The following is a 12,998-nucleotide window of genomic DNA, read 5'->3' as shown; positions in this document are numbered from 1 at the left end:
GGTGGACCACGGGCCCGTCGAGCTGACGCGTGAGGACGTTGCCGCCGCGCTGCGCAGGCTCGGGCTGGAGAAGGACGAACTGCCCTGGGACAGCGTCCTGCAGGTCGCGAACCACGTGCTGCGGCAGGCCGACGAGTTCCTGGCGGGCAACCCTGATCCGCTGCGGCGGAAGGTGGTGCGCCGGCCGGTCGTGCGGGCGACCCACGACGACGACCCGCTCAACGCCATCGTGCACTGGTGCGACGTCGCGGGTGCCGGCGACGGGCCGCTGGCCGGGATGCGGGTCGCTGTCAAGGACATCATCTCGGTGGCGGGGGTGCCGATCACGGCCGGCTCGCCGATCTTCGCCGACGCGGTGCCGGAGCTCAACGCGTCCGTCGTGGACCTCCTGCTCGAGGCCGGCGCGCGGATCGTGGCCACCACCAACTGCGAGGACATGTGCATGTCCGCCGGTGGCGAGACCAGCGTCTTCGGGACGACCCTGAACCCGTTCGACCCGACGCGGACGGCGTCGGGGTCCTCCGGCGGGTCGGCGGCGGCGCTCTCCTACCCGCAGGTCGACGTTGCGCTCGGAACCGACCAGGGCGGGTCCATCCGGCTGCCCGCCGCGTGGTGCGGCGTGCTCGGGCTCAAGCCGACCTTCGGCCTGGTGCCCTACACCGGAATCATGTCGATGGACAAGACCCTCGACTACTGCGGTCCGCTGACGCGGACGGCCGACGACATGGCCCGCCTCATGCAGGTGATCGCGACGCCGAGGGCCGGCGACCCGCGTCAGGCCGGCGTGACCGCGTTCGGTCAGGACTTCCTCGGCGCCGTCCGCGATGCGGCCGACAGTCTGGCCGGCCTCCGGGTCGGCGTGGTGGCGGAGGCGCTCCCGTCAGGCGACGAGTTCATGGCGCGGACCACCCGCGCGTTCGCCGCGGCGATGGAGTCGATGCGCGAGATCGGCGCCGAGGTGGCCGAGGTCTCCCTCCCCGAGCACACCCAGGGCAACCGGATCATGTTCGCCGTCCTGGTCGAGGGGATGGCCGCGACCGCCCACACCTTCGGCGAGGGCCGGTTGTGGCGTGGTGACTACCGCCAGGACCTCGCGGACGCCTTCGCCGCGGGATTCCCCGCCCACGGTCACAAGGCGTCGGTCGCGTACCTGGCGATGATCGCCGTCGGTGAGCACCTGCGTGTCTCCTCCGCCGGGCGGCTGTACTCCTCGGCGCAGAACAACATTCCCCGCATCAGGTCCGCCTACGACCGGATGCTCGACCGGTACGACGTACTGGCGATGCCGACCGCCCTGCACGCCGCGCACCGCTGTGGCGAGGGCGACCTCAGCCCGGCCGAGGTCGCGATGCGTGGGTGGACGATGGTGGGCAACACCAACGTCCACAACGCGACCGGTCATCCCGCGCTGTCGGTGCCACTGGCCGAGCACGACGGCCTGCCGGTCGGCGTCATGCTGGTCGGCAAGCACGGCGACGACGCGCGGCTCGTCTCGATCGCACGTACGCTCGAGGCGACGATCGGGTGGCGACCGCAGCGGACCTGGTGACGGACGCGCGCGGGGTGCTCAGTCGTCGGTGAGCACCCCGTCGCGCCGGAGCTTGGCGACGATGTGTTCCGCCTCGTGCTCCAGGTGCCGGCGGGCCGTGGCCTCGGCGCGGTCGCCGTCCCCGGTGCTCAGCGCGGCCAGGAGTTCGGCGTGGTCTGCGAGCGCCTCGGGGCTGGCCGCGGGTGCGACCTGGTAGATCTCGCGCGGCAGGTTCATCGACAACTGGCGCATGATCGACAGCAGGCGGCGGCTGCCCCCGGTCTGGTTGATCAGAGCGTGGAACTGCCAGTTCAGGTCGTGCTGCTCGTCGTTGTCGGTCGCGTCGGTCAGCGCCTTGTTCAGCGATCCGAGGCGTTCGAGGGCCTCGGGAGCGATCCGCGTGGAGGCCCGCTTGGCCGCCCAGCCCTGGAGCAGGCCGAACGCCCGGTAGTGGTCCTCGATGTCCTCGCGGCGGATGGGGATGACGAACGCCCCACGGTGGGGGACGAGCTCGACGAGCCCCTCGGCCTCCAGGGAGATCAGGGCTTCGCGGATGGGCAGACGGCTGACGCCGAGGGCGTCGGCGACCGCGGCCTGCGGGATCCGTTCCCCGGGCCGGAGCTCGCCCCGGTAGATGGCGGACTTGATGTACTCGGCAGCCTGCTGGGCAAGGCTGAGGCGCGCAATCCTGAGGTTCTGGGGACTCACGCGCGCGTCTCCTCTGGAGGGGTCAACGAAACTTCAGCGGCAGATTGTAGCGGTGCGACGAGGTCTCGGGAGGATCTGCCCCGTTCCTCGAACAGGATCGAGCGGAACCGCTCGGCCTGTGCGGTGGTGAGCCGTCCGTGGCTGTAGCGGCGGTACTTCTCGACGACCTCGTCCGCCGAGAGCCCGACGCCGGAGGCTTCCGCTGAGTGCACGCTGCCGTCGTCGAGGGTGGCGACCACACGCGACGCCGGCCGCGCCGGGTACTGCGCCGCCAACTCGGGGACCGACCGTACCGAGGTGACCTGCGCCAGCCGACGGATCTCGGCGGGAAGCGGGCCCAGGAGCCGGCTGGGAGACGGTGCGCCGTCGACCAGGGTGGCGGCGAGGTTGAACTGGTTGCTCATCTGACGCGAGATGGGATCGTCCAGGCTGTCGGCGTTGTCGCAGCCCGGGTAGTAGGCGGCCATGTCGTAGCTCTCGATCCGCAGGGCCCGGATCGAGGCCGGATCGACCGACTCACGCAGGCGCTGGCCGGCGAGCACCGTCTCCTGTGTGAAGGCGCACGCCGGGAAGCGCTTGAAGTAGGCGGCGTCGATCGCCAGGGACGTCGGGGCCGGCGTGGGAAGTTCGCCCGCCTCCAGGCGTAGGGCGGCGAGCATGCCGGCGGGACCCTCGATGGCGGTACGCGGGCCGGTGAGCCCCTCGGCGGCCAGGAACGCGGCCTGGACGCCGCCGCGGGCGGCCAGAGCGTTCTGGGCGAAGACGTCCGAGGTGCCCGCCCGGGCCCATTCGGTGGCGCCTCCCGACGCGCTCGAGGCGATGGCGAGCGCCGCGACCAACTGGTCGGGGGGCAGGTCGAGCAGGTGCCCGACGGCGACCGCCGCGCCGAAGGGGCCCAGGACCCCGCTGGGCCGCAGCGTCCCGCGGACGAACGCGGGCTGGTCGAAGACGTCCCCGAGCTGGCCGATCGCCTCGTAACCGAGCACCACGGCGTCGAGCAGGCGCTCGACCGGCGTGTCCAGCTCACCGGCGACCGCGAGCGCGGCGGGGATCACGACGGTGCCGGCGTGGACGCGGCTCGCCGGATGCATGTCCTCGTGGATCAACCCGTGCGCGGCCACCGCGTTGGCGAACACGGCGCCGGTGAGCGAGGTGGTCAGCGCGGTGCCCCAGAGCGGCACCGGTCCCGCGCCGTCGATCCGCGCCGCGGCGCGCTGGGCCGCGCGGGTCGAGGGCAGGTCCTGCCCGCCGATCGCGCAGGCCACGGAGTCCAGCACGCACAGGGCGGCACGGTCGCGTACGGCGGACGGGAACCCGGCGCCGACGGTCGCCGCGAGTCGGGTGACGAGTTGCTCCAGGAGGGTCCTGCTCATGGGTTCCTCTCGTGCCTCGGCAGCTGGTCGACTGCCTCTCGATACAGGATATGATATCCAAAACTGAGGAGGTTGTGATGGCACCCAGCACGGAACTGCCGCCGTTTCGGGCCGGCTTGTTCCAGCTCGATCCGTTCGCCCTGTTGGGCACTCGCTGCACCGCGTGCGGCGAGGCGGGATTCCCGGCTCGCTCGTTCTGTGCCGGATGCCGGGCCGACGGCGACGCGATCGTGCCGGCGACGTTCGCCGAGCGCGGCGAGGTGGTGAGTTTCACCGTGGTCCGTCAGGCCCCCGCCGGCGTGGAGGTGCCGTACGTCCTGGCCCGGGTGCTGGTCGACGAAGGCCCGCGGGTGATGGCACAGATCGTCGGCGCCGCGAGCACCGAGGTGGAGATCGGCGATCGGGTGCGTGTCGTGCCGGCCGTCTTCCCGTCCGCCGACGGCTCGGACCGGGCCGGCTTCGCTTTCCAGATCGAGCAGGAGGAGAACGCGTGACGCTCGCATCGGCCCACGTCGCCGGGGTCGGCATGGTCCGCTTCGGCAAGCACCCGGTCAGTGTGACCCTCGAGGACCTCGGCGAGCAGGCCGCCCGCTCGGCGCTCGCCGAAGCCGGGGCCGCGTCGGCGCAGGTCGACGCCGTCTTCGTCGGCCACGTCTTCGGCGGCCCGGTGGCCGGCCAGCGGATCGCCGTCCGGCTCGGCCTGGACGGCAAGCCGGTGTCCAACCACGAGAACTACTGCGCCAGCGGTGCGACCGCGATCCGGGAGGCCTGGACGGCGCTCGCCGCCGGACTGCACGATGTCGTGCTGGTGATCGGGGTCGAGAAGATGACCGACCGGATCTCCGGCGGCGTACGCCCCGACCCCAACGACCTCGACGCCGCCGTGGGCTACGTCATGGCCGCGGGACACGCGATGAGCGCACGGCGGTACATGGCCGACCACGGCGCCACGCGGGAGCAGATCGCGATGGTCGCGGTGAAGAACCACGCCCACTCCGTCCACAACCCGTTCGCCCAGTACCAGCGGGCCATCTCGCTCGACGAGGTGCTCCAGGCCCGACAGATCGCCGAGCCGCTCGGCCTGCTCGACTGCAGCCCGATCTCGGACGGGGCCGCGGCCATGGTGCTGTGCAGCCCGCGCGGAGCCCAGCGCCTGGGGCTCGCGGCGGGAGCTCCGCGGGTCCTCGGCTGCGCGCTGGTGAGCGGGTCGGTGGAGCGTGCCGGCGAGAGCATCAACGCCGAGCGGGTCTCCCGCAACGCCGCCGAGCAGGCATGGCGCCTGACCGGCGTCGACCCGGCGGACATCGACGTCGTCGAGATGCACGACTGCTTCACCATCGCGGAGATCGTCCGCCTGGAGGGCCTGGGTCTCGTGCCGGTCGGCGAGGGCGCCCGGTGGACCGCCGAGGGGCACACCTCCCTGGGCGGCCGCCTGCCGGTCAACCCGAGCGGTGGGCTGCTGTCGCGTGGGCACCCGGTCGGCGCGACCGGCGTCGCCCAGGCGGTCGAGCTGACCTGGCAGCTGCGCGGCAGTGCCGGCGGACGCCAGGTCGAGAACGCCCGGGTCGGGCTCGCGTACTGCAAGGGCGGCACGGTCAGCGGCACCGACGGCGGCTCGGTGACCACGCTGGTGATGGCGCGATGAGAGTTCTGCTCGGGCCGGGCCGGGCCGCCGCCACGCAGCTTAAGCCGCTGCTGCGGCAGGACGGCGAGCCGGCCGCAGAGCCCACCCACCTGCTTCTCGCCGCGCGCCCGGTCGACGCGGCCGGGACCACCCAGCTGCACGAGGATCCGGAGCAGGTCATGCGGGTCCTGGCCGAGGTCGTGGGCTTCGTGAAGGAGGCCCTCGCGAGCCGGTCGGGCACTCTCGACACGATCACCATCCTGGTTGGGGAGCCCGAAACCCTCGGGATGGAGGGCCGTCATCTCGACTCGGCCGTCGCCGGTGCGCTGCTCTCGATGGGCCGGACCTGGGCGATCGAGTTCGCCCGCGACGGGATCAGGGTCAACACGCTGGTCCACGGCGACCTCGACGACCCGGGCATCCTCGCCGCCGTCGTCGGCCAGCTCGGCCTGCTCGGCTCGCCGCAGGGGCGTGCCATCACCGGCCAGGAGATCTACCTGTGCGCGGGTGCGGACCTGGGGAGGTTGCACGCATGAATCAGCACGCTCCGACCACGATCCTGGTCACCGGTGCCGGTGGCGGGATCGGTCGGCAGATCGCCGTCGAGCTCGCCGGCTCGGGTCACCGGCTCGTGCTGACCGACCACGCCACGGAGCCCCTGGAGCAGACCGCCGCGCTCGTGACGGCAGTGGAGGGCGCCGCCGCCCCGGTGGCGCTGGCCGCGGACATCAGCGAAGCGGGCGAGCGGGACCGGATCGTCGACGCCGTACGGTCCGCCGGCGAACGCCTGGTCGGCCTGGTCAACTGCGCCGGCGTCCTGCGCGACGCGCGGCTGGCCAAGCTCGACGACGAACTCTTCTCGCTGGTGACGGCGGTGAACCTGGTCGCCCCGCTGGACCTGGTGCGCAAGACGGTCGACCTCTTCGGGCCACAGGGCGGATCGATCGTCTCCATCGGCTCCCGCGCCTGGCTGGGCACCTTCGGCTCGACGGCCTACTCGGGCACCAAGGGGGCCCTGGTCGGCGCGTCCAGGTCGCTGGCGCTGGAACTGGGACCGCGCGGCATCACCGTCAACATCGTGGCTCCCGGCTTCATCGAGTCGGCGATGACCGCCGCGCTGCCCGAGCCGATCCGCGAACGGTCGATCGCGGCGATCCCGGTCGGGCGCCCCGGCCGACCGGACGACGTGGCCCGGACAGTCCGGCACCTGCTCTTCCACGCCCCGTACACGACCGGGCAGGTCCTCGTCGTGTGCGGAGGCCGCAGCATCGGCTCACCGCTCGCCCCCGCCTCGTCCGCGCCCACCTCCCCCGAGAAGGGATGACGTCCGTGAACCTGCCCACCTCTCCCGCAGCGACGGCCAGCCAGCTGATCCGGCACTGGGCCGGGACGACCCCGGACGCCGTGGCGATCTCGTTCGAGGGTCGGCACGAGACCTTCGCCGACTTCGACCGGACCGTCGACGAGTGGGCCAAGGCGCTGCTCGCCCTCGGCGTCTCCCGGGGAGAGGGGATCTCCATCCTCTCCGGGAACCACCCCGACTTCCTGCACCTGGCCTTCGCCGCCGCCAGGGTGGGGGCGCACCTGGTGCCGCAGAACACCTGGCACCACGCCGAGGAGATCGCCTACACGCTTGAGCACTCCGAGTCCACGTGGCTGTTCACGGTGCCGAGCCTGCGCCGGCACGACTACGCCGCCGGGCTGGCCCAGATCCTGCCCGAGTTGGCGGAGTCCGGCGCGGAACTGCACAGCGCCCGCTTCCCGCACCTGCGCGGTGTCGTCAGCCTGCGCGGTGAGATCGCGGGCGCCCGGACGCTGGCCTCGGTGCTGGCCGCCGGCGAACAGGTGCCCGCGGAGGCCCTGGGCGAGCGGGAACGGCAGAACCGCCCCGAGGACCTGATGTACCTGCTCTACACCTCCGGGAGCACCGCCAAGCCCAAGTCGGTGATGCTGGCGCAGGGCGCGATGATCGAGAACAACTTCCACATCGGCGCCCGTCAGGGTGTCGACGCGCAGGACCGCACCTGGCTGGCCACGCCGTTGTTCTACGGGCTGTCGGCGATCCAGGGGCTGTTCAGCACCTGGACCCACGGTGGCCGGGTCGTGCTCCAGGAGGTCTTCGACGCCGCCGCGGCGCTGGAGATGCTGGAGAAGGAACGGTGCACCGTCTACTACGGCTTCGGCAACCTCACCCGCAAGCTGCTCAGCACCCCCGGCTTCGACAAGTCGCGCCTGTTCCTGCGCAAGGGGATGATCGGCTTCTCCTACGAGGACCGCAAGCTCGCCCTGGACGACCTCGGCATCACCTACGGCACCAGCGTCTACGGGATGACCGAGCTGTACGGCCTGGCCACCCTCACCGCCTGGGACGACGACCACGAGACCATCCTCACCACGCAGGGACTGCCGGTCCCCGGTCAGGAGGTGGTGATCGTCGACCCCGAGACCGAGGAGCCGCTCGCACCCGGTGAGGTCGGTGCCGTGCTGGTCCGGGGGCGGGTGACGCCGGGCTACTTCAAGGACCCGGAGCGGACGGCGGAGACGATCCGGGAGGACGGGTTCTTCCGGACCGGCGACCTGGCACGGTTCGACGAGAACGGCCGGATGGTCTACCAGGCCCGCGCGACCGAGATGATGAAGCCGGGCGGCATCAACGTCTCGCCCCAGGAGGTCGAGTCGCTGCTCGACGGCCTCGACGGCGTCAAGCAGGCCCACGTGTGCTCGATCCCGGACGACGAGGCGGGCGAGGTGGTCGTGGCCTTCATCGAGGCGGATCCGCGGGAGCTCCCGCTCGAGCGGATCCGCGCGACGCTGGCGCAACGGGCGGCCAGCTACAAGATCCCGCGGATCGTCCACTACCGCACCGACGAGCAGATCCCGCGGCTGTCCAACGGCAAGGTGCCGCGTACCGCCCTGCGTGCCGAGGCCATCGCCCTGGCGAACGGGGCGCGCGATGACCACTGAGACGCGCCAGGTCGAGGATGTCGACGTTCGCTCGGCGGTGCGGGAGGTGTTCGGGACGGTGTCGACGGGGTGGGATCAGCTGATCAGCCGCGATTCGGCCTTCGCCGCCGCGGCCATCGCGTACCTGCGCTCGGCCCACCAGGCCGACGCGCTGCCGCCGGCCATCCGCGAACTGCTCCTGGTCGCCCACGACGTGTCGATGACGACCCTGGACGCCGCCGCGGTGGAGGAGCGAATGGTGCTCGCGCTGGAGGCGGGGGCGAGTGCCGCGGACGTGCTCGAGGTGATCCAACTACTCACCGCCCTGTCCACGCACGGGCTGGCCAGCGGGCTCACCGAGATCCTGGGTCCAGGGGAACAGCCCGCCAGCCACCAGGGACCGTACTGGGACACGTTCGAGAGCCACTTCCCTGGTCTGCACGGTGCCATGGCGGACCAGCTCCCGGAGTACTTCGACGCCTACCGGCGGCTCAATCGCGCGGTCTGGCGACGCGACGGCCTGGCGCCTCAGTGGAAGGAGCTGGTCTTCGTGGTCGCGAACCTCTCGACGAACCACCTCTTCGTCCCCGGTGCCCGACTGCACGCGGCCAACGCGCTGCGGTACGGGGCGACGCCCACACAGGTGGCGCAGGCGATCGCGCTGACGGTGGTCCCGGTGGCCCGCTCCATCGACGTCGGGCTGCCGGCCCTCGAGCGGGCCCTGGCGCGGGTCGCGTCAGGCGTATCGCCTGCGAAGTGAGGTATGGACCCTTCCCCTGGGCACCGCCGGGCGATCCTCACGGGTAGCCCCTGTCGGCGCCCCCGTCGCGGCTCGTCGCGGCGGATCAGTCAGAGAGAGGTTGTCGAAGCGCGATGAATATCGTCGTACTCGTCAAGCAGGTGCCCGATTCGGGCGCGGACCGCAGCCTGCGTAGTGACGACAACACTGTCGACCGCGGTTCGTCGAACAATGTCATCAACGAGATGGACGAGTACGCCATCGAGGAGGCGTTGAAGGTCAAGGAGGCGCACGGGGGTGAGGTGACGGTTCTGACGATGGGTCCGGACCGGGCGGCCGAGTCGATCCGTAAGGCGTTGTCCATGGGTCCGGACAAGGCGGTGCATGTGGTGGACGACGCCCTGCACGGTTCCTGTGCCGTCGCCACCTCGAAGGTCCTCGCCGCTGCGCTCGGTCAGTTGAACGCCGATCTGGTGTTGTGTGGCAGTGAGTCGACCGATGGTCGGGTGCAGGTGATGCCGCACATGATCGCGGAGCGGTTGGGCATCGCGGCGTTGACGGGTGCCCGCAAGCTCACCGTCGACGGTTCGACGTTGACGGTCGAGCGGCAGACGGAGGAGGGCTACGAGGTGGTGACCGCTTCGACGCCCGCGGTGGTGTCCGTCTGGGACACGATCAACGAGCCGCGTTTCCCGTCGTTCAAGGGGATCATGGCGGCGAAGAAGAAGCCGGTGCAGACGCTGTCGCTGGGTGACCTGGGTGTGGCTGCGGCTGAGGTGGGTTTCGAGGGTGCGACCAGTGCCGTGTTGGAGCACAGTAAGCGTCCGCCGCGTTCGGGTGGGGCGAAGGTCACCGATGAGGGTGATGGTGGCGTGAAGTTGGTCGAGTTCCTGGCCACCGAGAAGTTCGTGTGAGGGGTGTGAACGTGTCTGAGGTTCTCGTCGTCGTCGAAGCTACTCGGGAGTTCGGCGTCAAGAAGGTCACCCTGGAGATGCTCACCCTCGCTCGCGAGTTGGGTACCCCGAGTGCGGTGGTGCTCGGTGGCCCGGGTGCCGCGGAGGCGTTGGCCGCCAAGCTGGGTGAGTACGGCGCGGAGAAGATCTACGCGGCGGAGAGTGAGGAGATCGACGGTTACCTGGTGGCGCCGAAGGCGAGCGTCGTGGCTGATCTGGTCTCCCGGACCCAGCCGGCGGCGGTGTTGTTGGCGTCGTCGCAGGAGGGCAAGGAGATCGCTGCCCGCCTGGCGGTGAAGTTGGACAACGGGATCCTGACCGATGTGGTGGGTTTGGCCGCGGATGGTACCGCCACGCAGGTGGCGTTCGCGGGTTCCGCGATCGTCACGTCGAAGGTGACGCGTGGTCTGCCGTTGGTGACGGTGCGGCCGAACTCGGTCACCCCGGTCCCGGCGGCGGCGACCCCGGCGGTGGAGCAGCTGACTGTCGCGGTGGCGGAGGCCGACAAGCTGGCGAAGGTCGTGGAGCGGGTCGCCGAGCAGAAGGGCTCCCGCCCGGAGTTGACCGAGGCGGGTGTGGTGGTCTCCGGCGGTCGGGGTGTGGGTAACGCCGACAACTTCAAGCTGGTCGAGGAGTTGGCGGACCTGCTCGGTGGTGCTGTCGGCGCGTCGCGGGCAGCCGTGGACTCCGGCTACTACCCGCACCAGTTCCAGGTGGGGCAGACCGGTAAGACGGTGTCCCCGCAGTTGTACATCGCGCTTGGTATCTCCGGGGCGATCCAGCACCGGGCTGGTATGCAGACCTCGAAGACCATCGTCGCGGTCAACAAGGACGGCGAGGCGCCGATCTTCGAGCTGGCCGACTTCGGCGTCGTGGGCGACCTGTTCAAGATCGTCCCACAGGCCGCGGACGAGATCCGCAAACGCGGGTGACGCGCATCGCCCCGGCCGGGGCCAGTTCCCTGTCGTCGGTGACGCGCACACGCAGCACCGGGTTCGGGTGCTGCCGAACGGCGTAGCGGCCGACCAGGAGGCGTCGTGCGCGGAACGCCGCGCTGTAGCGGCGCGTCGGCTCACGCGTTGTCGAGCACGAACGCCCGCATCACCTCGGCGCACTCGACCGCGTGCGTCTCCAACAGGAGGTGCCCGCCGTCGTAGATGTGCGCGTCCATGCGATCGAGGACGCGGTGGTAGGCGAGGACCTCGTCGACGTCGAAGTACGGGTCGTGCCGTCCCCACAGTACGAGCGCCGGCGGCTGGTGAGCGCGGTGGTATTCGGCGAGTTCGTCGAAGCGGGCGACGTGGTTGGCGTAGTCGGTGAACAGCGCGAACTGCGCGTCGACGTTGCCGGGCCGGCTCATGCGCTCCCAGTCGAGGTGCCACGACTCGGGAGCGTGCAGGGTGCGCAGGTGTTCGGGCAGCCCGGCCAGGTACTGGTCGCGGGTGCCGGCGAAGTTCAACCAGTCCGGCAGCGCGGCACGCTTCTCGGCGGTCGGGTCGGCCCAGTAGGCCCTGGCGCTGTCCCACTGCTCGCCGAGGCCGTCCTCGTGCGCGTTGCCACTCTGGACGACGAGGCCGCGGACGCGGGCCGGGGCGCGGGTGGCCAGGTGGTATCCCACCGGCGCGCCGAAGTCGTGCAGGTAGACGAAGAAGCGCTCGACCCCGAGCTGGTCGAGTAGCCTCTCGACCGTCCACGAGAGGTTCTCGAACGTGTAGTCGTAGTGGTCGATGGTCGGCGACGCCGACATGCCGAAGCCGGGCAGGTCGGGGGCGATCACGTACGCGACGTCGGCGAGCGTGGGCATGATCTCGCGGAACGTGTGCGACGAGCTGGGGAAGCCGTGCAGCAGCAGTACCGTGGGCTGGCCGGGGCGCCCGGCCTCGCGGTAGAACACCGCCAGGCCGTCGACGTCGGCCTGTCGATGGCGGACCTTCCGGATGGCCTGCATCGCGTCCTCCTCCTGGCTGGCCTTGGCGGGGGGTCACCCGCCGGTGTCGGCGCCGCGACCGATGAGTGTGGCGCCGGCGATCACCGTCGCGATCCCGCTGGGAGGATCGGGTACGCGCCGAACAGCGGCGGAGCACCGGCCGCCCGTGCCGGGGCAGACGGTGCCTGGCCCGGCCCGCGTACGTGAGCGACCCGCAGGTCACCCGGCACCAACGGCCCGTGGCGGCACGGCGAGCCGCCCATCTCGCCACGCTACGTGAGTGAGCGCCCGACGTCGGCGGAAAACGCGGGAAGATCGATGCGTTCCCGAGCTGACGGTGCCGGTGGCGCCGACGCTGGATTGGCGACCGGCACGAGCAGGCGGCCGCGTCCCGCCCTCCGCCGTCGTCGTCACTGGGTGAGTTCGGCGACCTGCTCGGCCGTCAGGCGCAGTTCGTCGGTCGGGCGTCCTGAGCGTCAGCGCCGCAGGGCCGGCCGGGTCACCGGTCGGCAGACGTCCCCGGTCCACCTGGCCCAACCCGGTGACCCGCTGGGCCGCCGCGCCGACCGCGTCGCATCCGACGCCGCCACACCTGTAGCGCCACGCCGCCGACGATCAGGGCCAGCAGGACCCACTCACCGATCCTCAGTTCCCGTTCCAGGTACTGGTAGGAGGCTCCGCCGAGGTAGCCGAGCAGCGCCACGGCCGTCGCCCACACCAGGCCGCCGGCCAGGTTCGCCCGCAGGAACGGCGGCCACGGCATCCCGCCGGCGCCGGCGACCATCGGCACCCCGACCCGCAGGACTGCCACCCACCGGCCCGCCACCACCGCCCACGTCCCACGCCGGGCGATCAGGCTGCGGGCCCGCCCGATGTCGGCGTGCCTGCGCAACGCGCGTGGGGCGCGGGTCAGCATCTTCGAGCCGTACCGTCTGCCCAGGGCGTAGCCGACCTGGTCGCCCAGACACGCGCCGACCGTCCCGGCGACGATCACCGCCCACAGCGGCAGTTCGCCGCCGTGGGCGGCCAGCCCGCCGAGCAGGATCGCCGTCTCGCCCGGCACGACCAACCCGAGCAGGGTCGAGGACTCCAGGGCCGGCAACACGAGCACCAGCGCCAGGACGACGACCGGCGGCAAGCCGGTGAGCACGGCGACCACCCTGTCCACCTGCTGATTGTCGCCCCTGACGGGTTGTTTCCGGA

The 12,998-nt window shown here is 71.4% G+C and carries 13 protein-coding genes; 9 read left to right on the top strand and 4 right to left on the bottom strand.

From position 1 onward, the window contains the following. Nucleotide 1 precedes the first annotated feature (1 nt). Entirely contained in the window at nucleotides 2-1,549 is a 1,548-nt protein-coding gene (locus ACGFIG_RS29055) for an amidase family protein (RefSeq protein ID WP_393008285.1), read from the top strand. 18 nt (nucleotides 1,550-1,567) lie between these two features. Here the strand turns inward: ACGFIG_RS29055 and ACGFIG_RS29050 are convergent, their stop codons facing one another. Both ACGFIG_RS29050 and ACGFIG_RS29045 read right to left on the bottom strand, forming a co-directional pair. Beyond that, nucleotides 1,568-2,236 (bottom strand): GntR family transcriptional regulator, encoded by a 669-nt coding sequence (locus ACGFIG_RS29050; RefSeq protein ID WP_393008283.1) that lies wholly within the window; start codon nucleotides 2,234-2,236, stop codon nucleotides 1,568-1,570. After that, the gene (locus ACGFIG_RS29045) at nucleotides 2,233-3,609 is read right to left on the bottom strand and encodes an MmgE/PrpD family protein (protein ID WP_393008281.1); all 1,377 of its coding nucleotides are present in this window, start codon (nucleotides 3,607-3,609) and stop codon (nucleotides 2,233-2,235) included. Before ACGFIG_RS29045 ends, ACGFIG_RS29050 begins: the two co-directional genes overlap by 4 nt. Nucleotides 3,610-3,686: 77 nt before the next feature. Between ACGFIG_RS29045 and ACGFIG_RS29040 the strand changes: the two genes are divergently transcribed. The 8 genes from ACGFIG_RS29040 to ACGFIG_RS29005 all read left to right on the top strand — a co-directional run bounded on the left by ACGFIG_RS29040 (nucleotide 3,687) and on the right by ACGFIG_RS29005 (nucleotide 10,800). Beyond that, nucleotides 3,687-4,103, top strand: coding sequence for a Zn-ribbon domain-containing OB-fold protein (locus ACGFIG_RS29040; RefSeq protein WP_393008279.1), 417 nt, complete (start codon nucleotides 3,687-3,689; stop codon nucleotides 4,101-4,103). Further along, nucleotides 4,100-5,254, top strand: a complete 1,155-nt coding sequence (locus tag ACGFIG_RS29035) for a thiolase family protein (RefSeq protein WP_393008277.1) — start codon at nucleotides 4,100-4,102, stop codon at nucleotides 5,252-5,254. The genes ACGFIG_RS29040 and ACGFIG_RS29035 overlap by 4 nt, the downstream gene beginning before the upstream one ends. After that, the gene (locus ACGFIG_RS29030) at nucleotides 5,251-5,769 is read left to right on the top strand and encodes a hypothetical protein (protein ID WP_393008275.1); all 519 of its coding nucleotides are present in this window, start codon (nucleotides 5,251-5,253) and stop codon (nucleotides 5,767-5,769) included. Before ACGFIG_RS29035 ends, ACGFIG_RS29030 begins: the two co-directional genes overlap by 4 nt. Further along, a complete protein-coding gene (locus ACGFIG_RS29025; protein WP_393008273.1) occupies nucleotides 5,766-6,557 on the top strand; it encodes an SDR family NAD(P)-dependent oxidoreductase in 792 nt (263 codons plus the stop codon). The genes ACGFIG_RS29030 and ACGFIG_RS29025 overlap by 4 nt, the downstream gene beginning before the upstream one ends. Before the next feature lie 5 nt (nucleotides 6,558-6,562). Further along, nucleotides 6,563-8,197: a class I adenylate-forming enzyme family protein gene (locus tag ACGFIG_RS29020; protein ID WP_393008271.1), complete on the top strand. Its 1,635-nt coding sequence runs from the start codon at nucleotides 6,563-6,565 to the stop codon at nucleotides 8,195-8,197. Next, a complete protein-coding gene (locus ACGFIG_RS29015) occupies nucleotides 8,187-8,936 on the top strand; it encodes a carboxymuconolactone decarboxylase family protein (RefSeq protein ID WP_393008269.1) in 750 nt (249 codons plus the stop codon). Before ACGFIG_RS29020 ends, ACGFIG_RS29015 begins: the two co-directional genes overlap by 11 nt. A gap of 113 nt (nucleotides 8,937-9,049) precedes the next feature. Next, entirely contained in the window at nucleotides 9,050-9,829 is a 780-nt protein-coding gene (locus ACGFIG_RS29010; RefSeq protein WP_393008267.1) for an electron transfer flavoprotein subunit beta/FixA family protein, read from the top strand. An 11-nt stretch (nucleotides 9,830-9,840) separates the two neighbouring features. After that, nucleotides 9,841-10,800, top strand: a complete 960-nt coding sequence (locus tag ACGFIG_RS29005; RefSeq protein WP_393008265.1) for an electron transfer flavoprotein subunit alpha/FixB family protein — start codon at nucleotides 9,841-9,843, stop codon at nucleotides 10,798-10,800. 140 nt (nucleotides 10,801-10,940) lie between these two features. Here ACGFIG_RS29005 and ACGFIG_RS29000 read toward each other — a convergent pair whose 3' ends face one another. Together ACGFIG_RS29000 and ACGFIG_RS28995 are read right to left on the bottom strand one after the other, a co-directional pair. After that, the gene (locus ACGFIG_RS29000) at nucleotides 10,941-11,816 is read right to left on the bottom strand and encodes an alpha/beta fold hydrolase (RefSeq protein WP_393008263.1); all 876 of its coding nucleotides are present in this window, start codon (nucleotides 11,814-11,816) and stop codon (nucleotides 10,941-10,943) included. 478 nt (nucleotides 11,817-12,294) lie between these two features. Next, nucleotides 12,295-12,963: a DedA family protein gene (locus ACGFIG_RS28995; protein ID WP_393008261.1), complete on the bottom strand. Its 669-nt coding sequence runs from the start codon at nucleotides 12,961-12,963 to the stop codon at nucleotides 12,295-12,297. Nucleotides 12,964-12,998: the final 35 nt, after the last annotated feature.

Source organism: Micromonospora sp. NPDC049048 (genome assembly GCF_043197615.1).
GTDB lineage: Bacteria > Actinomycetota > Actinomycetes > Mycobacteriales > Micromonosporaceae > Micromonospora.
This window is presented reverse-complemented; position numbering and strand designations above follow the sequence as displayed.